Genomic DNA, 19,080 nt, shown 5'->3' with positions numbered 1-19,080 from the left:
CGAACATGAGCACGATGATGGAAAAGGGCCGCAACCTGGGGACCACGGCGTGGCTTGGCCTGCTGGGGTTGTCGGTGTTGATCTTCGGTGCGAACACGGGCATCGCCACGTATCGCGGCAGCCAGCTGGCCGGCGCCAACGCCTCGGCGGCGAACCTGCAGGTGTTGTCGCAGCAGCTCGCCAACCAGGGCCGTGAAGCGGTCGGCGGCAAGCCCGAAGCGTTCACGGCCTTCAAGGCGACCAAGGCGACGATCGAGTCGGACGTGTCCGACCTGAAGAGCAACTACGGCGACAAGGCGCTGGTCTCCGGCCCGATCGACAAGGTTTCCGCGACGTGGGCCCCGCTGGGCCGCAGCGCGGACCAGGTGGTCGGCGCCGAGAAGACGGTGGTCGAATTCGCCGGCCACGCCGACAAGTTCACCGCCCGCGTCCCGCAGCTGCAGGCGCAGCTCGACGAGGTCGTGCGCGCGATGTCCGCGTCCGGCGCGCCGTCCTCGCAGGTCTACATCGCCCTGCGCCAGGTGGTGCTCGCCTCCACGATGGCCCAGCGCGTCACGCAGATCCGCGCCGGTGGCGCGTCGGCCAGCCTCGCCGGCGACGCGCTCAAGCGCGATACCGACGTGTTCGAAAACGTGTTGAAGGGCCTGCGCGACGGCGGTTCGGCCAACGTGCAGAAGCTCGCCAACCCCGCCGCGGTGGCCTCGCTCAACCAGGCCAGCGTGTTGTGGACCGACATGCGCAAGGACCTGGACGCCATCCTGGCCAGCTCGCAGAACCTCTTCGCCGCCCAGTCGGCCGCCGCGCAGATCACCAACGGCTCCGACGGCCTGCTCAACGACAGCCGCGGGTTGTTCGACGCGCTGTCTTCGTTCGGCTCCGTCAAGAGCACCACGCTCGTCGGCCACCCGCTCGTGAGCTTCGTCTCCGGTGCGCTGGCGCTGCTGTCGATCATCGGTTTGCTCTGGTCGTTGTACCGCGCGCAGCAGCGCCGGTTCGACACCACCAAGGAACTCAACGACCGCAACCAGGAGGCGATCATGCGCCTGCTGGACGAAATGGGTTCGCTGGCAGAAGGCGACTTGACGGTGAAGGCGACGGTCACGGAAGACATGACCGGCGCGATCGCGGACTCGATCAACTTCGCGGTCGAACAGCTCCGCAGCCTCGTGGCGACGATCAACGACACCTCGGTGCAGGTGGCCTCCAGCGCGCAGGAAACGCAGGCGACCGCCATGCACCTCGCCGAAGCCGCCGAACACCAGGCGCAGGAAATCAGCTCCGCCTCCGACCGCATCAGCGAAATCGCGGAAAGCATCAACCAGGTGTCGCGCAACTCGGCCGAATCGGCGGACGTGGCGCAGCGCTCGGTGCAGATCGCGACGAAGGGCGCCGGCGTCGTGCGCCAGACGATCGCGGGCATGGACTCGATCCGCGACCAGATCCAGGAAACCTCCAAGCGCATCAAGCGCCTCGGCGAAAGCTCGCAGGAAATCGGCTCGATCGTTGAACTGATCAACGACATCTCCGAGCAGACGAACATCCTGGCGCTCAACGCGGCCATCCAGGCGGCCTCGGCCGGTGAAGCGGGCCGCGGCTTCGCGGTCGTCGCGGACGAAGTGCAGCGACTCGCAGAACGCGCTTCGAACGCCACCAAGCGAATCGAAACGCTGGTCCAGACGATTCAGTCCGACACCAACGAAGCGGTGAGCTCGATGGAACAGACGACCTCCGAAGTGGTCGCCGGTGCACGCCTCGCGGAAGACGCGGGTACGGCACTGGGCGAGATCGAAAAGGTGTCGTCCGACCTGTCGAACCTCATTCAGGGCATTTCGACCGCAGCGCAACAGCAGTCCAGCGCCGCGACGAACATCACCGCCACGATGAACACCATCCAGCAGATCACTTCGCAGACCTCGCAGGGCGCGAGCCAGACGGCCGAATCCATCGGCAACCTGGCCCAGCTCGCCGCGGACCTGCGCCGTTCGGTCGCGGACTTCAAGCTGCCGGCGTAAAGCGCCGACAGCAGGAACCTAAGGCATGACCGCGCTGCGCGACGCCATCGATACCACCACGCTCGGCTGGATCAAGCCGGAGCTCGATGAAACCCTGCGCCAGGCGCGCATGGACATCGAAGCCTTCGCCGAAGATCCCGCCGATACCGCCCGCATGCGCTTCTGCGCCGGCTTCCTCCACCAGGTGCACGGCACGTTGCGCATGGTGGAGCTGTATGCCCCGGCCATGGTCGCCGAGGAAATGGAACGCCTCGCGCACGCGCTGGCGGTGCCGCCCGGCTCGGCCGGCGGCGTCGCCGACCGCGACGAGGCCTGCGGCGCGCTGATGCGCGGCGTGGTCCTGCTCCCGGATTACCTCGAGCGCCTGCAGGGTGGCCACAAGGACATCCCGATCGTCCTGCTGCCGCTGCTCAACGAGCTGCGCGCCGCACGCGGCGAAACGGGGCTGAGCGAAAGCGTGCTGTTCGCGCCGGACCTCGACCGTCCGCTGCCGGCCGACCTGCCTGCGCCGACGCCGCTGCCGCGCCAGAGCCGCCAGCTCATGGCGGGCCAGCAGCTGTCGACGCTGCGCGACGCATTGGCGGCGTGGCCGGAAGACGGCGCGCCCGCGAATGCCGCCGGCATCGCGAAGGCGATCGACGCATTGCTGGAAAGCGCCGACCACGATTCGACGCGCCGCATGTTGTGGGTGGCCTCGTCCGTGGCCGCCGCGCTGCGCGATGGCGCCATCACCGCGACGCGTGCGATGCGCCAGGCCTTCGCCGGCGTGGAGCGCGAAGCGCGCAACGTGTTCGAGGGCGACAGCTTCAATGCGCCGCGCCCCGAACCCACCTTCGAACCGACGCGCCAGCTGCTGTACCACGTCGCCCACAGCGACGGGAAACACCAGGCGCTGGATGCGTTGCGCAACACGTTCAACCTGTCCGCGCACCTGCCGACGGAATCCGAACTCGCGCACGCCCGCGGCAGTTTGAGCGGCCGCAACCGCGCGCTGCTCGACACCGTGGCCGCCGCGATCAAGGAAGACCTGCTGCGCGTCAAGGATTCGCTCGACCTGCACCTGCGCACCAAGCAGACGGGCGTTGCCGACCTGCATCCGCAGGTGGAAGCGCTGGGCCGCGTCGCCGATACGCTCGGCATGATGGGCCTGGGCGTGGCGCGCAACGTCGTGCTGCAGCAGCGCGATGCGATGCACGACATCGTCGCGGGCAACCGCCCGGCCGACGAAGGCGCGCTGCTCGATATCGCCGGCGCACTGCTCTACGTCGACGCCTCGCTGGACGACCAGGTCGATCGCCTGGGCCGCCCGAACGAAGGCGAAGCCTCCGACCCGATCGCGAGCGAATCGCGCAAGGTGCTCGAAGTCCTCGTCCGCGAAGCGATCACCAATTTCTCCGACGCGCGCCAGGCGTTCGTCGCGTTCGTGGAAACCAGCTGGGACCACGCGCAGCTCGACAACGTGCCGCGCCTGCTCGACGAAGTCGGCGGTGCGCTGCGCATCCTCGACCTCGCGCAGCCCGCCGACTACCTCGTCGGCATCCGCAAGTACACCGAGGCCGAGCTGATCGGCCGCAAGCGCGTGCCCAACGGCCAGCAGCTCGACACGCTCGCCGATGCGCTCGCCTCCATCGAGTACTACCTCGAAGCCCTGCGCGAACAGCGCCCGAGCCGCGACGGCATCCTCGACATCGCGCGCCAGAGCCTGGAAACGCTGCGTTACTGGCCGTTGCCGCAGGACGTCGCGCCGGTCGAAGCGCCGGTGGAAGCCGCACCGGTCGCCGAACACGACGTCGCGTTCGACCTGGTCGATGCGCCCGTCGCCCTGTCCGACGACACGATCGAACTGGTGTCGGCGCCGACGCACGCCGTCGAGCCCACGCCCGCGATCCCCGTGCCGCCGCCCGCGCCGGCCTACGTGCCCGCGCCCGTCGCCACCGGCGTCGCCGGCGGTTTCGAAGCCACCGGCGACGAGATCGACGACGAAATCCGCGAAGTGTTCCTCGAGGAATTCGAGGAAGAGATCGGCCACCTCGAACAGATGCTGCCGGCGTGGCGCAACGCGCCCGACGACGTCGAGAAGCTGCGTCCGATCCGTCGCGTCTTCCACACGCTGAAGGGCTCCGGCCGGCTCGTGGGCGCGCGTACGCTCGGCGAGTTCAGCTGGAAGATCGAGAACATGCTCAACCGCGTGCTCGATGGCTCGCGTCCGGCCAGCCCGGCGGTCATCGCGCTCGTCGAACAGGCCTTCTACACGCTGCCGCAGCTGCACGCGGCGTTGCGCGGCGAAGGTGCGTTGTCCGCGGACCTCGCCGGCATCGAAGCGATCGCCGATCGCGTCGCCGCGGGTGAAGAAGCCACGTACGTTGCGGCCGCGCCCGTCGCTGCCGTGGTGGCGCCCGTCGCGACCACCGTCGCCATGGATGCCGCCGATTCGCTCGCGCCCGCCGTCACCGGCGACAGCGACGAAGTCACCGTGCCGGCAACCGTCGACCCCGTGCTGCTCGAGATCCTGGGCACGGAAGTCGGTGGCCACCTGGTCACCATCGATGCGTGGCTCGCCCAGGCGCAGGCGCGCCCGGTCGCCGCCAACGACGCGCTGCTGCGCGCGATGCACACGATGAACGGCGCGTTCGCGATGACCGAAGTCCCGGCCATCACCAACGTCACCGGTCCGGCCGAGACCTACATCAAGCGTCTGCTCGCCGCGCATGCATTGCCGACGGCGCAGGGCGTGGCCGCGCTGGCCGCCACGGCGGAAGCCATCCGCCGCACCGTCACCGCGTTGCAGACCGACGCGCCGCGCGTGCCGGTGTTCGAAGCGCTGGCCCGCCAGGTCGTCGCGCTGCGCGACGAACTGCCGGAAGCGAAGACGCCGCTGCTGCCGACCGAACCGGTCGAAGCCGACCTCGACGCGCTGGAACACGCGAACCTCGAACTGGCCGGCGTCGCCGACCTGCGCGAATTCACCGACCTCGCCGAAGCCACGCCGGTCGACACCGGCCTTGCGTTGCAGGACACGTCGGACCACGCCGTCGAGGAAGTCACGCTGCAGGGCGAAGACCTGTCGGCGTTCCTCGACCTGTCCGATGCGATCCCGGTCGATGCCGGGCTGCCGATCAACGAAGCCGCCGAAGGTGGCGCCGACCACGTCGTCGTCGAAGACATCGTGCTCGACGGCACGCTGGACACCGCGTCGCTGGATGCCGCGTCGTTCGACGTCGGCAGCGACGGCCTGGCGCTGGAAGAGTTCGAACTCGAAGGCGATGCGGCCGACGCCGCGGCGATCGAAGCGCAGGCGGGCCTGGAAGCGTCGTTGCTCGAAGCCGAGCGCGTCGAAGCCGAGCGCCTGGAAACGCAACGCCTCGACGCCGAGCGTGCGCAAGCCGATCGTGCGGAGGCCGAACGCGCCGAAGCGGCGCGTGCGGAAGCCGAACACGCCGAAGCGCAGCGCCTCGAAGCGGAACGTGCCGAATTCGAACGCATCGAATCCGAGCGCCTGGAAGCCGAACGCGCCGAGTCCGAGCGCGCCGAAGCCCAGCGCGTGGAAGCCTTGCTGCTGGAAGCCGAACGCCTCGAAGCCGAGCGCATCGAAGCCGAACGCCTCGACGCCGAGCGCGCCGAGACCGAACGCGTCGAAGCGGAACGCCTCGAAGCCGAACGCCTCGAGGCCCAGCGCGCCGAAGCCGAACGCGCCGAAGCCGAACGCGCCGAAGCCGAACGCGCCGAAGCAGAACGCGTCGAATCCGAACGCGTCGCCGCCGAAGCCGAAGCCGAACGCGTCCGCCTCGCCGAGGAAGCCGAATACGCCGCGCTGGAAGCGGAATACGAAGCCGAGCGCCTGGCCCGCGAACACGCGGCCGCCGAGGCCGCGAAGCTCGCCGAGGACGCCGCGGCGCCGCAGCCTGAAGCCGAAGCACCTGCGGTCGAAGAACCCGTCGTCGAAGAACCCGCCGTCGAAGCCACCGTCGCCGAATCCGAAGACGCCGAACCCGCCGTCGCCCAGATGCTGGCCGACGCCGTGGCCTCGGCCAACGATCCGGACGAAGCGCTCGACCTCACCGACCTCGACCCCGAACTCGTCGACATCTTCGTCGAGGAAGGCGTCGACCTGCTCGACCATTCCGACGGCCTGCTCGCGCAGCTGCGCAACGCACCGGGCGAACGCGAACACCTGGTCGGCCTGCAGCGCGACCTGCACACGCTCAAGGGCGGTGCGCGCATGGCCGGCATCATGGCCGTGGGCGAACTCGGCCACGCGATGGAGTCGCTGCTCGAAGCGGTGGTCGAACACCGCAGCGAGCTGGGACGCGATGGCATTCCGCTGCTCGAGCGCGGTTTCGACCGCCTGCACGCGATGGTCACCCGCGTCGGCGAACGCCGCGCGATCGCGATGCCGGAACAGCTGATCGCCCAGTTCGACGCGCGCGCCAAGGGCCGCACGTACGAGCCGGCGGCGGAAGTCGACACGCGCCAGACGTGGGCCGCGCCGAAGGCGGAACTCAAGCCGCTGTCCGCGCCGATCATGGACGCGGGCGCCGGCGACGACGACGACATCGGCGTGCGCGCCCCGCAGGAACAGGTGCGCATCCGCGCCGACCTGCTGGACCGCCTCGTCAACTACGCGGGCGAAGTCGCGATCTACCGGTCGCGCCTGGAACAGCAGCTCGGCAACTTCCGCGGCGCCATGGGCGAAATGGAAGCGACCAACCAGCGCCTCCGCGACCAGCTGCGCCGCCTGGACATCGAAACCGAAGCGCAGATCATCGCGCGCTACCAGCGCGAGCACGACACCGCGGACCAGACGTTCGATCCGCTGGAACTCGACCGCTTCTCCACGCTGCAGCAGCTCAGCCGAGGCCTGGCCGAGTCCGCGGCGGACATGTCGTCGCTGCAGGGGTCGCTGGAAGACCTGACGCGCCAGTACGAAACGCTGCTGCTCCAGCAGTCGCGCGTGAGCTCGGAACTGCAGGAAGGCCTCATGCGCACGCGCATGGTGCCGTTCGATGCGCTCGTGCCGCGCCTGCGCCGCGTCGTCCGCCAGGCGGCGGCCGACACCGGCAAGAACGTGCAGCTGAAGCTGGACGGTGCGCAGGGCGAACTCGATCGCAACGTGCTCGAGCGCATGACCGCGCCGCTGGAACACATGCTGCGCAACGCGGTCGCGCACGGCCTGGAATCGCCGGGCGACCGCAGGAAGCACAAGAAGAGCGAAGAAGGCACGATCCGCATCGCGGTGCGCCGCGAAGGGTCGGAAGTCGTGCTGGAAGTCGGCGACGACGGCGCGGGCCTCAACCGCAACGCCATCCGCAAACGCGCCGAAGAGCGCGGCCTGATCCGCAGCGATGCGGTGCTGGCCGACGCCGACCTCGACGCGCTGATCATGGAGCCGGGCTTCTCCACCGCCGACACCGTCAGCCGCCTCGCCGGCCGCGGCGTGGGCATGGACGTGGTCGCCAGCGAAGTCCGCCAGCTCGGCGGCGCGCTGGACATCAAGTCGAAGCAGGGCGAAGGCACCACGTTCACCCTGCGCCTGCCGCAGACGCTCGCGGTCACGCAGGCGGTGTTCGTCAAGATCGGCGAAACCACGTATGCCGTGCCGATCGCCTCGGTGCGCGGCGTGGGCCGCGTGACGCGCGAAGCGCTGGCGAAGAACGACGCCACGTACGCGTACGGCGGCGAAGAGTACGCACTGCACGATCTCGGCCTGCTGCTCGGCCACGCGGCCGCGAAGGCCGAAGGCCAGCTGCAGATGCCGCTGCTGCTGATCCGCGCCGGTGAACTGCGCGCGGCGGTCAGCATCGACCAGGTGCTCGGCAATCGCGAAATCGTGGTGAAGCCGGTGGGTCCGCAGGTGGGTTCGGTGCCGGGCATCTTCGGCGCGACGATCATGGGCGACGGCTCCGTCGTCGTGATCCTCGACGTCGCTCCGCTCGTGCGCCGCCAGGCCGCGTTGCCGCGTGACACCGTGCCGGCGCCGCAGCCCGAAAAGCGCCACGTGCCGCTGGTCATGGTGGTCGACGACTCGGTCACGATGCGCAAGGTCACCGGCCGCGTGCTGGAGCGCCACAACTTCGAAGTCACCACCGCGAAGGATGGCGTGGACGCCCTGGAACGCCTGGAAGAGCGCGTGCCCGACCTGATGCTGCTCGACATCGAAATGCCGCGCATGGACGGTTACGAACTCGCGACCGCGATGAAGGCCGACCCGCGCTTCCGCAACGTGCCGATCATGATGATCACCTCGCGTACCGGCGAGAAGCATCGCCAGCGCGCGTTCGACATCGGCGTGGAGCGTTACCTGGGCAAGCCGTACCAGGAGCACGAATTGCTGCGCAACGTGTTCGAACTGATCGCCGAGAAGATGGCCGACGGAGTCCGCGTGAATGGGTGAGTCCCGTCGCGTCGCGCTGCTGGCCCGTCCCGGTGAAGCCTGCGAACGCCTGCGTTCGGCGTTGCAGGAAGCCGGCGGCGAAATCGTGCTCGAAGCCGATCCCGCGATGATCGAACCCAGCGCGCTCGCCGATGCGCGCGCGCAGACGATCCTCATCGCGCTGGATCCGGCGGTGGAAGACGCGCTGGAAAAGTTCGACGAAGTGCTGTCCGATCCGTCGCTGGCCGTGATCTTCGACGAGGCCGAACTGGCCGCGCGCCGCGAAGGCTGGGATGCGGCGCGCTGGGTGCGCCATCTGTCCGCGAAGTTGAATCGCCATGCCGACGTGCTGCCGCCGGGGCGCGAACCCGAAAGCGATGCGTTGCTGGTGCCGGGGCGTCCCGAAGCGCCGGAAGCGCGCCACGCGGATGCCGATATCGCCACGTTCGCCGCGGAAGCCGATGCGGTCGCCGTCGACGTGCCGCGCGAGCCGGTGATCGGCGAAGCGGCGCTCGAACTGCCGGCCTTCGACGCCGACCTGGGCGGCGAGATCGTGATGGAAGGCGTCGAACTCGACGGCCTGGCGCTGGACGAGCTGTCGCTCGACGACCTGCAGTCCGCCGACATGTCGATGGAAGCGGTGTCGATGGAATCGGTGTCGCTCGACGACATCGCGTTCGACGACTCGGTGGCGCAATCGTCTTCCGATGCAACGCCCGCCAGCGAGCCCGCCTTCGGCGAGACCGCGCTCGACGAAATCTCCTTCGGCGACATGACCTTCGCCGAATTGCCGGTGCACGACACCGTGCAGCACGCGCCCACCGACGCCCCGGCGTTCGGCGGCATCGCGTTCACCGACGACGTCAACGCGCTGGACTTCGAGGCCGAGGAAGGCCTGTCGGACCAGCCGCGCCCGTCGTTCCGCCACGATGCAGGCGAGGCGCACGACTTCGACGCGATGATGCGCGACCTCGGTGCGCACGCCGCGAACGAAACCGAATCCGACGTGCTCGAAGCCGTCGCGCCCGTGCGCGCCGCGCCGGCGGAACTGCCGAACCTCGACTTCGACATCGCGCCGATCGAAGCGCCCGCCGCTGCGGCGAGCACCGCCAGGCCGGCGAAGCTCGACTTCTCGTCGCTGTCGCTCGCCGACGTCACCGACGAACCGCACGTCGCCACGCCGATGGCGATCGACGAAGCCGCCGCGCCGCAGTTCCGCCAGCACCTGGATGCGCTCGACGAAAAAATCGCCACGCTCGCGCTGGTCGACGAAGCCGCGGTGTCGCGCGGCGCCGTGCTGATCCTCGCCGGCATCGGCGGACCCGATGCAGTGCGCCAGATCCTCACCGCGTTGCCGACCGGCTTCGCGCGCCCCGTGCTCATCAGCCAGCGCCTCGACGGCGGCCGCTACGATCGCCTCGTGCAGCAGATGGCGCGCGCCGCCTCGCTGCCGGTGACGCTCGCCGAAGCCGCGACGGTGCTCGAGCCCGGGCACGTGTACATCGTGCCGCCCGAACTCGGGCTGGAATCCGTCAACGGCCTGCGCTTCGCGTCGAATGCGACGTTGCTCGCCGCGCTGCCCCCGGCCGACAGCGCCGTGCTGCTGCTCAGCGGCGCCGATCCTGCGTTGGTCGATCCTGCGCTCGCGCATGCGGCGAAGGGCGCGCTGGTCGCCGGCCAGTCGCCCGACGGCTGCTACGACGCTGCGGCGCCGATGGCCCTTACCGCGCGCGGTGGCGAAGCCTCCACCCCGCACGACCTCGTCAACCGCCTGCTGCTGCGCTGGCCCGCCTGAGTAACGCAACGATGTCCGCACCCCAACTCAATCAAGACATCCGAGGCGTGCTGATCCAGATCGCCGGCGCGCGCCTGCTGCTGCCGAACGCGACGATCGCCGAAGTGCTGTCCTACGCCGATCCCGAACCCGTCGAAGGCACGCCCGACTGGCTGCTCGGCCGCATCCGCTGGCGCGGTTGGCAGTTGCCGCTGATCGCGTTCTCCAAGCTCGCCGCCATCGCCGAAGAAGCCGGTGGCCTCGGCAGCAAGGTGATCGTGCTCAAGGCGCTCGGCGGCGACGCCAAGTTCCCGTACTTCGCGCTGCTGACCCAGGGCTTCCCGCGCCTGGTGACGGTGGCGCACGACACGCTCGTCGAAGACGCCGTCGCCGACGGCGACACGCTGCCGACCGGCGTGCACGCGCGCGTGCTGCTCAACCAGGACCAGGCGCTGCTGCCGGACCTGGAACGCATCGAGCAGATGATCAACGACGCGTTGCAGCAGGCCGCGCAAGCCGCCTGACCCCGGCCCCGCGCATGCGGGGCCAACGCCTGCCGGGCTAGAATCCGGGCCCCTTTTTCATCCAGGCGCCCGCCCGATGGCCATCCTCCGCATGACCGACCTCGACCTGCACGGCAAGCGCGTGCTGATCCGCGAGGATCTCAACGTGCCGGTGAAGGACGGCAAGGTGACCTCGGAGCAACGCATCCTCGCCGCGCTGCCGACGCTCGTGCGCGCGCTGGACCAGGGCGCCGCGGTGATGGTGATGTCGCACTTGGGCCGCCCGACCGAAGGCCAGTGGAGCGCGGCCGATTCGCTCGCGCCGGTCGCGCAACGCCTGGCGCACCACCTCGGCCGCGACGTGCCGCTGGTGCGCGACTGGCTCAGCGACGATTTCGACGTGCAGCCCGGCCAGATCGTGCTGCTCGAGAACTGCCGCATGAACATGGGCGAGGGCAAGGATGACGAAGCGCTCGCGAAGAAGTACGCGGGCCTGTGCGACGTGTTCGTCATGGACGCGTTCGGCACCGCGCATCGCGCGCAGGCCTCCACGCATGGCGTCATCAAGTTCGCGAAGGTCGCCGCGGGCGGTCCGTTGCTGATGGCCGAACTCGATGCGCTCGCGCTCGCGCTGGAAACGCCGGCGCGTCCGCTGCTGGCGATCGTCGCGGGCAGCAAGGTGTCGACCAAGCTGGAACTGCTGGGCTCGCTGGTGGGCAAGGTGGACCAGCTGATCGTCGGCGGCGGCATCGCCAACACGTTCATCGCGGCGCTGGGCCACGACGTCGGCAAGTCGTTGTACGAAGCCGACCTCGTCGACACGGCGCGCAAGATCATGGCGGACGCGAAGGCGCGTGGTGCCGAGATTCCGTTGCCGACCGACGTGGTGGTCGCGCCCGCGTTCGCGGCCGATGCGCCTGCCACCGTGAAGCGCATCGATGCGGTGGGCGCGGACGACCTGATCCTCGACATCGGCCCGGAGACGGCGAAGGCCTATTCGGCGCTGATCGCGAAGGCGGGCACCGTGGTGTGGAACGGGCCCGTCGGCGTGTTCGAGTTCGATGCGTTCGGGAAAGGCACCGAGGCATTGGCGCATGCGATCGCGGCGTCGAAGGCGTTCTCGATCGCCGGCGGCGGCGACACGCTGGCCGCGGTCGACAAGTACGGCATCGCCGATGACGTGGGCTACATCTCCACGGGCGGTGGCGCGTTCCTCGAATTCCTCGAAGGCAAGACGCTGCCGGCGGTCGCTGCGCTCGACGCGCGCGGTTGATCAGCGATCCTGGCGCGGGAGTTCGCGCCAGTGGTGTTGCGGCGAATCCCCGGGCTTGAAGCCGAGGTCGCGCAGCAGGCGCAGGGAGGCATCGTTGCGCGGGTCGGCGTTCGCGTCGAAGCGCTGCAATCCCAGCGTGTCGTGGCCCCACGCCAGCGCGCGCGACACCGCGTCGCGCGCAAGCCCGCGTCCCCAGGCATCGGGATGCAGCGCGTAACCCACCCACGCGGCATGCGCGCGGCCGACGAAGTTGAACAACGTGCACGTTCCCAGCGCGCGGTCGTCGTCGCGCGCGGTGACGATCCATTCGATGCGCGTGCGGTCGTCGAACGAGGCCAGGACTTCGTCGATCCAGCGTTGCGCTTCGCGCAGCTCCACCATCGGCGCGCGCGGCCAGTAGCGCATCACGCGCGGATCCGCATACAGCGCGAACACGGCCGCGGCATCCTCCGCCACCGGCGCGCGCAGGCGCGTGCGCACGCCGCGCAACGCGGGGAAGCCCGGCAGTGCGGCGAAGGCCTGGTCGACGGAAATCGTATGCAGCGGCATGGGCGCGCGCGGGCCCTGTGTTAGGTTTCGTGGAGACCGGGACAACAGATTGCCATGACCACGCCGCAACGCCGCCGCACCCGCATCGTCGCCACCCTCGGCCCCGCCACCGATCCGCCCGGCGTGCTCGACGCGCTCATCCAGGCGGGCGTGGACGTGGTGCGCCTCAACTTTTCGCACGGCGATCCGGCCGGGCAGATGGCGCGCGCGCAGGCCGTGCGCGAAGCCGCGCAGCGCGCCAACGTCGAGGTAGGCATCCTCGCCGACCTGCCCGGCCCGAAGCTGCGCATCGAGCGCTTCGCCGAAGGCAAGGTGTACCTGAAGGCCGGCGATCCCTTCGACCTGGTCGCGCGCGCCGACGCCGCGCCGGGCACCGCGCGCGAAGTGGGCATCAGCTATCTGGGCCTGCCCGACGACGTGCGCCCCGGCGACACGCTGCTGCTCGACGATGGCCTGCTGCAACTGCGCGTGGAGCACGTGGACGGCGAACGCATCCACACCACCGTGCTCAACGATGGCGCGCTGTCCGATCGCAAGGGCCTCAATCGCCTCGGCGGCGGCCTGTCGCTCGGCGCGCTGACCGATCGCGATCGCGAACTCATCAAGGTGGCCGCGCAGATCGATGCGGATTTCATCGCCGTGTCGTTCTGCCGCAACGCCGCCGACATGGAAGAAGCGCGGTCCATCGCGCGCGCCGCCGGCAGCGAAGCGGCGATGGTGGCGAAGGTCGAGCGCGCGGAAGCGATCGAAAACCTGGCCGAGATCGTGGACGCCAGCGACGTGGTGATGGTCGCGCGCGGCGACCTGGGCGTGGAGATCGGCGACGCCGAGCTGCCGGGCCTGCAGAAGAAGATCATCCGCGAGTCGCTGCTGCGCAACAAAGTGGTGATCACGGCGACGCAGATGTTGCAGTCGATGGTCGACAACCCGATCCCCACGCGCGCCGAAGTGCTGGACGTCGCCAACGCCGTCATCGACGGCACCGATGCGGTGATGCTGTCGCAGGAAACCGCCGCCGGCAGCTATCCGGTGAAGGCGGTGGAAGCGATGACGCGCATCTGCCTGGGCGCCGAGCGCCAGTTCGAGATGGACACCGATTTCGAGAAGGCGCCGCGCAACCTGGAGCGCGTGGACCAGGCGATCGCGATGTCGGCGATGTTCCTGTCCGAGCACATCGGCGTGCGCGCGATCGTGGCGATGACCGAATCCGGCGGCACCGCGCGCTTCCTGTCGCGCTTCCGTTCCTCGGTGCCGATCTACGGCCTGTCGCGCTACGACGGTGCGCGCCGGCGGATGGCGATGATGCGCGACGTGTTCCCGGTGGATTTCGACAGCCGCGGCATGGCCTCGCGCGACGCCGCCCGGCAGGCGTTGAAATTGCTGTACGACCGCGGGTTCCTCGACGTGGGCGACCGCGTGATGTTCACCAGCGGCGACCACATGGAACACCACGGCGCGACCAACACGCTGCGCCTGCTGCAGGTCGGCGCCGGCGGGCGCGCCGAGGGCCTCGGCGACCTCTGAGATTGCTGCACTGCGGCCGGATTGGCGCCTGCGCGGCGCCGACCAATGGTCGTTGCGGTCGTGCTGCCGTGGGTGTATTCCGGCGCCGTGGACAGCCGCTTGCCCTTGCTTCTCTGCTGCGCCCTGGCGTGCGCGACCACGGCGCGCGCGGCCAACCGCATCCCCGTGACCAATGAAGGCGGCATCCGCGATCGCTGGATGCTGGCCGACGGGGTGACGCTCGCCGCGCCCGCGTACCCCCAGGCCTTCGTGCGCCGCGGCGACGAGGTGTGCGTGGCCGTGGGGTACCTCGTGAATCCGGACGGCACCACGTCCGATTACGCGTTGGTCAAGGCGTGGAGCAGCGCCGGCGCCACCAGCGAACCCGCGCCCGGCTACTGGAGCGCCTTCGCCGAGGCCGCCGCCGACGCATTGAAGCAATGGCGCTTCAAGCCGCGGCCCGAAGTGACGGCGCCGACGAAGGTCTACACCGTCGGCACGTTCGTGTTCGGCATGCGCGGCCTGCGGAACGACCTGCGCCAGCGGTGCAGCGTGCCCGACCTGGCGGCCCGCCTGCGGGAGCTGAAAAGCGGCGCGCGTCGCAACGTGATGCTGGACTCGCTGGACCTGACGCCGGCGGCCGGCGGCTACCAGCGCGACAACGCCCCGGGCGGCATGCAGCGCTGAGGCGCCGTCACCCCGCGCCCGACATTCACCGGCTTGCACATGCACGGGAAGCGGCCGTTCGCTTAGGATCGGCGCGCACCCCAAGCACCCAGGCCCAGGAGCCGCCCCATGACCCGCACCCGCGTTGCCTTGCTCGCGCTGTCGTTGTGCACCGTCGTCGTCGCCGCACAGGCCGGCGACCGCACCCGGATCGTCAACGAGGGCGGGATCCGCGACCAGTGGATGCTGGCCGACGGGATCAAGCTCGCCGCGCCGGGCTATCCGGCTGCCTACAAGGAGCGCGGCGACAACGTCTGCGTCGCGGTGGCCTATGCGATCAAGCCCGACGGCACGACGTCCGACTTCGCCGTGGTGAAGGAATGGAGCAGCGCCGAGGACGCCGGCACGACGAAGGGGTATTTCGACGCGTTCGCGCAAGCCGGCGCCGGCGCGCTGGCGCAGTGGAAGTTCAAGCCGCGCCCGGAAGTGACCGAGCCGCAGCGCACCGTCACCGTGGCCACGATGCACTTCATGGGCAAGCAGGCGATGGACATCGCCGCGCTGCGTTCCCACTGCCAGGTCTCTGACCTGGCCGCGGCGATCCAGAACGCCAAGCACGACGCCACCGACCGCGACCACACGCGCCGCGACATGGAGCGGGCCGCGCGCCAGGGGGTCTCGTCGGGCGCGATGATCAACGATCCCGGCGCGGCGCAGGGCCGGCCGATCCGCTGAGGCGGGGGGCGTTGCAGGGGCGGGCCGAGCGGGGGAGGGGCGTATAATCGCGCCCTTTCCCATCGCCCCCAGGACGCCAATGAGCATCGAACAGCTTGCAGAAACCGCACAGGCCATGGTGGCCGCCGGCAAGGGCATCATCGCGATCGATGAGTCCACCACGACCATCGCCAAGCGCTTCCAGGGCGTGGGCATCGAGAACACCGAAGAGAACCGCCGCGCCTACCGCGAGATGCTGCTGACCACGCCGAAGCTCGGCGACTACATCTCCGGCGCCATCCTGTTCGACGAAACGCTGCGCCAGTCCACCAAGTCCGGCGTGCCGTTCGCGAAGTACATGTCCGACAACGGCATCATCCCGGGCATCAAGGTCGACAAGGGCCCGCAGCCGCTGGCCGGCTTCCAGGGCGAAGTCGTCACCGAAGGCCTCGACGGCCTGCGCGCGCGCCTGGAGGAGTACTACAAGCTCGGCGCCCGCTTCGCGAAGTGGCGCGCGGTGATCAACATCGGCGACGACATCCCGTCGGGCACCTGCATCGAGGCCAACTCGCACGCGCTCGCGCGCTACGCGGCGCTGTGCCAGGAACAGGGCCTGGTGCCGATGGTGGAGCCGGAAGTGCTGATGGATGGCTCGCACGACATCCAGACCTGCTACGAAGTCACCGAAGTCGTGCTGCGTTCGCTGTTCGACGCGCTGTTCAACCAGAACGTCATGCTCGAGGGCACCATCCTCAAGGCATCGATGATCGTGCCGGGCAACAAGAGCGGCGAGCGCGTGTCGGTCGACGACGTCGCCGAGAACACCCTGATGTGCCTGAAGACCGCCGTGCCGGCGATCCTGCCGGGCATCGTGTTCCTCTCCGGCGGCCAGAGCGACGAAGACGCCACCGCGCACCTCGACGCGATGAACAAGATGGGCCCGCACCCGTGGCCGCTGTCGTTCTCCTACGGCCGCGCGATGCAGTCCGCCGCGCTGAAGATCTGGTCGCAGGACCTGGTCAACAACGTGGCCAAGGCGCAGCAGACGGTGTTCGCGCGTGCGCGCGACAACGGCCTGGCGGCGCTGGGGCAGTGGAAGAAGGTGGCCTGAGGCAGGACGTTTCAGGTTTGATCCGGTTCGGGGAGCGGCGTAGAGTCCGCTCCCAGGTCGCGCCGACGGGTGCAAGCGCCCGGCCACCGCGCAAGCGGTCCCCACCCCACGGTAGGGATAACCAAGAGTCTCCCGGAACACGAAACCCCCGCTTGCGGGGGTTTCGCTTTTTCAGAGCAGTGCGCGCAGCAAGTGCCTGAACTTGTCGGGCTTGCCGCCGGGCCGGAAGCCCCGGCGCGGATGCGCGCTCAGCACCATCAGGTTGGCGTCGAGCCCTGTCTTCGGCGAAGCGCGCCGCAACGCGAAGAACACGGCGTAGTCCTCTCCGGCTTCGGTACGCACCGTGCTGAACAACACGTGGTTGCGGCGGTCGGTGAGGTAACAATTGCGGTCGAGCATCGTGGCGACGATGCGTGGCAATTCCTCGCCCATGGCATGCCGGGTCTCGCAGAAGATCCGGCCTTCGGGGTTTGCGTGATAGATCGCGCAAGGTTCTGCGGATTCGTTCGCCGCAGCGCGCCGCGTAAAGCAGTGCAGGCCGAACTTGACGCCGACGGTGACATCGCGCGCACGCGGTCGCGTGGCGGTGGGCGGAAGTCGGTAGGTCTGGCGGCGGCCGTGGAAATGCTGCAGCGAGTATCGCTTTCCGTGGCAACTGACATAGGCAGCCCATTGCATGCGTCGATCCGGTTCGAGGCGACTTTCGTCACTGACCGGATCGTCAACTCAGTGTTCCGGTTGGCCCTCACTCGCAAACTTTTCCGCGTGCTTCAGCGCCATATTCCTGTCGATCGCATCCAGCCCCAGGTCACTCGCCGTCTTCAACACGGTGAACAACACCAGCAAGCCGGCGCCGCCATCCAGGCCCGCGCCGACCAGGATCGCCAGGTGCATCGGGATGATGCGGAGGTAAGGCGTGAACATCAGCGTGCCGAGATTGGGCTTGCCGCGCAGGTCGGCGGCGTGTTGCGCGGCGTAGGTCTGCTGTTGCGACAACACGAACGACACGCCGCACGCAGCCAGCACCAGCAGGTCCCAGCCTGCGGTCACGCGATGCTCGGCGCACAGGAACAGGAAATAACACAGGTGGAAGAAACCGTAATGCAGCGCGAAGAAATTCGCGGTGGAGCGCTTGCCCTGTTCGTTCTCCGGCACGGGCTGGTCGTTCGACGTGAAGCCCGTCGTGCTGAAGCGCCGCAGGTTCAACATCCGCTTGCGCGCATACCAGCCGATCACCACGCTCTGGATCCAGTACGTCCACAACAACCAGCCCGCGGGCCAGTGGAAGACGAGCGCGGCCGCCAGCGTCGCGGCGTTCGACAGCAGCAGGTTGCGGGCCGACGGTGTCATAGCGCGAGCATCACCCGGTAGCGATTCGCCATGGCCGCATCGAAGCAGGCGAACACGACGCGCGCCGGCCGTCCACCGCTTGAGGCACGCACCGTGCGCACCGCGATGGGCACCGCGAGTTCGACCGGATACCCGAACACGCCGCAGCTGATCGCCGGGAACGCGATCGATTCGACACCGTGCACCGCGGCCAGGGACATCGCGTTGCGATAGCACGCGGCCAGCAGGCCGGGTTCGCCCTGGTGGCCGCCATGCCAGACCGGCCCGACGGTGTGGATCACCCAGCGCGCGGGCAGGGCATGGCCGCCGGTGAGGCGGGCCTCGCCGGTCGGGCAGCGCACGCCGGGGGCGGTTTCCGGCAGGTCCCGGCATTCCTGCAGCAGGCCGGGGCCGGCGGCGCGGTGGATGGCGCCGTCGACGCCGCCGCCGCCCAGCAGCGTGGGATTGGCGGCGTTGACGATCGCGTCGACCTGCAACTGCGTGATGTCGCCTTCGATCACTTCGATTTCCATGCGTGCCAGCCTACTGCCGCTTGCGCGCGGGTGCGCGCGCATTCACCGCGGGCGCGTGAAAGCATGGTGAAATGCGCACCCTTCGTGGCCACCCTGTGACGCGCAGCCGCGTTCCGCGCGGCGCTCGCAGGCACCATGCGTCCCGCCAACGTGCAACCGCGCGCACCCCAGATACGTCAGTCTTTCCATGAAGCCCCGCATCACCCTCGGTAACGTCGACCGCCTGCAGTCGACCGTCGATCGCGCCACCTGGCTGCACCGCCTCGGCCTGATCCTGTTCGTGCTCGCCTGCACGTGCGTCGCGCTGCCGCGCTCCGGGCTGCCCGCCTGGGTGCCGATCGCGGGCCTGGGCGCCACGCTGCTCGCCTTCGCCATCAAGGCCGCCGGCACGCTGCACGAGATCCGCCTGGCCGATTCCCTCTCGAAGGTGATGGGCCTGCCGGTGCGCCATGGCTTCCATGCGCGCGGGCTCGACCAGAACGCCTGGTCGCAGATCCGGTCCTACATCTTCGTGTCGGTCGCGCTCACCGTGGCCGCCGCGCTGGCGCCGAGCATGCTGGCCGCCAGCGGCGAGACCACGCTGGGCAACCTCACGGTCACCATCAGCATGGCGGCGCTGGCCATCCAGTCCTTCGACAATCCGCGCCGCCTGCACAACCGCGTGATGCAGATCTGCCACGGCCGGCTGGATCCGCACGCCCACGAAGACGGCACCTTCGTCGCCTGACGGCGCCGGCTGCGTG

At 69.3% G+C, this 19,080-nt stretch carries 14 protein-coding genes; 10 read left to right on the top strand and 4 right to left on the bottom strand.

What is annotated here, in order from left to right:
• Positions 1-5: 5 nt before the first annotated feature.
• The 5 genes from LYSCAS_RS03200 to LYSCAS_RS03165 all read left to right on the top strand — a co-directional run bounded on the left by LYSCAS_RS03200 (position 6) and on the right by LYSCAS_RS03165 (position 11,932).
• Positions 6-2,012: a methyl-accepting chemotaxis protein gene (locus LYSCAS_RS03200; protein WP_213435604.1), complete on the top strand. Its 2,007-nt coding sequence runs from the start codon at positions 6-8 to the stop codon at positions 2,010-2,012.
• Positions 2,013-2,037: 25 nt separating this feature from the next.
• Complete coding sequence (locus LYSCAS_RS15960) at positions 2,038-8,403, top strand: Hpt domain-containing protein (protein ID WP_244858643.1); 6,366 nt, start codon at positions 2,038-2,040, stop codon at positions 8,401-8,403.
• Positions 8,396-10,177, top strand: a complete 1,782-nt coding sequence (locus LYSCAS_RS16085; protein WP_213435602.1) for a chemotaxis protein CheB — start codon at positions 8,396-8,398, stop codon at positions 10,175-10,177. The genes LYSCAS_RS15960 and LYSCAS_RS16085 overlap by 8 nt, the downstream gene beginning before the upstream one ends.
• 11 nt (positions 10,178-10,188) lie before the next feature.
• A complete protein-coding gene (locus LYSCAS_RS03170; RefSeq protein ID WP_213435600.1) occupies positions 10,189-10,680 on the top strand; it encodes a chemotaxis protein CheW in 492 nt (163 codons plus the stop codon).
• A 76-nt stretch (positions 10,681-10,756) separates the two neighbouring features.
• A complete protein-coding gene (locus tag LYSCAS_RS03165) occupies positions 10,757-11,932 on the top strand; it encodes a phosphoglycerate kinase (RefSeq protein WP_213435598.1) in 1,176 nt (391 codons plus the stop codon).
• On the opposite strand, the gene LYSCAS_RS03160 is transcribed toward LYSCAS_RS03165, so the two are convergent.
• A complete protein-coding gene (locus LYSCAS_RS03160; protein WP_213435596.1) occupies positions 11,933-12,481 on the bottom strand; it encodes a GNAT family N-acetyltransferase in 549 nt (182 codons plus the stop codon).
• Positions 12,482-12,535: 54 nt separating this feature from the next.
• Here LYSCAS_RS03160 and pyk point away from each other — a divergent pair, with 54 nt between their 5' ends.
• The 4 genes from pyk (at position 12,536) to LYSCAS_RS03140 (ending at position 16,475) form a co-directional block, all read left to right on the top strand.
• Positions 12,536-14,005 carry a pyruvate kinase gene (gene pyk, locus LYSCAS_RS03155; RefSeq protein WP_213435594.1) on the top strand — a complete coding sequence of 490 codons (1,470 nt, stop codon included), beginning with the start codon at positions 12,536-12,538 and terminating at the stop codon, positions 14,003-14,005.
• 45 nt (positions 14,006-14,050) lie between these two features.
• Entirely contained in the window at positions 14,051-14,671 is a 621-nt protein-coding gene (locus LYSCAS_RS03150; RefSeq protein ID WP_213435592.1) for an energy transducer TonB, read from the top strand.
• A gap of 108 nt (positions 14,672-14,779) precedes the next feature.
• Positions 14,780-15,385 carry a hypothetical protein gene (locus tag LYSCAS_RS03145; RefSeq protein WP_213435590.1) on the top strand — a complete coding sequence of 202 codons (606 nt, stop codon included), beginning with the start codon at positions 14,780-14,782 and terminating at the stop codon, positions 15,383-15,385.
• Between the two features lie 79 nt (positions 15,386-15,464).
• Positions 15,465-16,475 (top strand): class I fructose-bisphosphate aldolase, encoded by a 1,011-nt coding sequence (locus LYSCAS_RS03140; protein WP_213435588.1) that lies wholly within the window; start codon positions 15,465-15,467, stop codon positions 16,473-16,475.
• A gap of 171 nt (positions 16,476-16,646) precedes the next feature.
• Here the strand turns inward: LYSCAS_RS03140 and LYSCAS_RS03135 are convergent, their stop codons facing one another.
• The 3 genes from LYSCAS_RS03135 to LYSCAS_RS03125 are packed head-to-tail and all read right to left on the bottom strand — an operon-like array spanning position 16,647 to position 18,337.
• Positions 16,647-17,153 (bottom strand): hypothetical protein, encoded by a 507-nt coding sequence (locus tag LYSCAS_RS03135; RefSeq protein WP_213435586.1) that lies wholly within the window; start codon positions 17,151-17,153, stop codon positions 16,647-16,649.
• Between the two features lie 48 nt (positions 17,154-17,201).
• Positions 17,202-17,825: a DUF6498-containing protein gene (locus LYSCAS_RS03130; protein WP_213435584.1), complete on the bottom strand. Its 624-nt coding sequence runs from the start codon at positions 17,823-17,825 to the stop codon at positions 17,202-17,204.
• Positions 17,822-18,337 (bottom strand): O-acetyl-ADP-ribose deacetylase, encoded by a 516-nt coding sequence (locus LYSCAS_RS03125; RefSeq protein ID WP_213435582.1) that lies wholly within the window; start codon positions 18,335-18,337, stop codon positions 17,822-17,824. The genes LYSCAS_RS03130 and LYSCAS_RS03125 overlap by 4 nt, the downstream gene beginning before the upstream one ends.
• Positions 18,338-18,524: 187 nt before the next feature.
• Here LYSCAS_RS03125 and LYSCAS_RS03120 point away from each other — a divergent pair, with 187 nt between their 5' ends.
• Positions 18,525-19,064, top strand: a complete 540-nt coding sequence (locus LYSCAS_RS03120) for a hypothetical protein (RefSeq protein ID WP_213435580.1) — start codon at positions 18,525-18,527, stop codon at positions 19,062-19,064.
• The last annotated feature ends 16 nt before the right edge of the window (positions 19,065-19,080 follow it).

The sequence above is a fragment of the Noviluteimonas caseinilytica genome, assembly GCF_018406605.1.
Classification (GTDB): domain Bacteria; phylum Pseudomonadota; class Gammaproteobacteria; order Xanthomonadales; family Xanthomonadaceae; genus Noviluteimonas; species Noviluteimonas caseinilytica.
The sequence above is the reverse complement of the archived record's forward strand: the minus strand, read 5'-3'. Positions and strand labels throughout refer to the sequence as shown.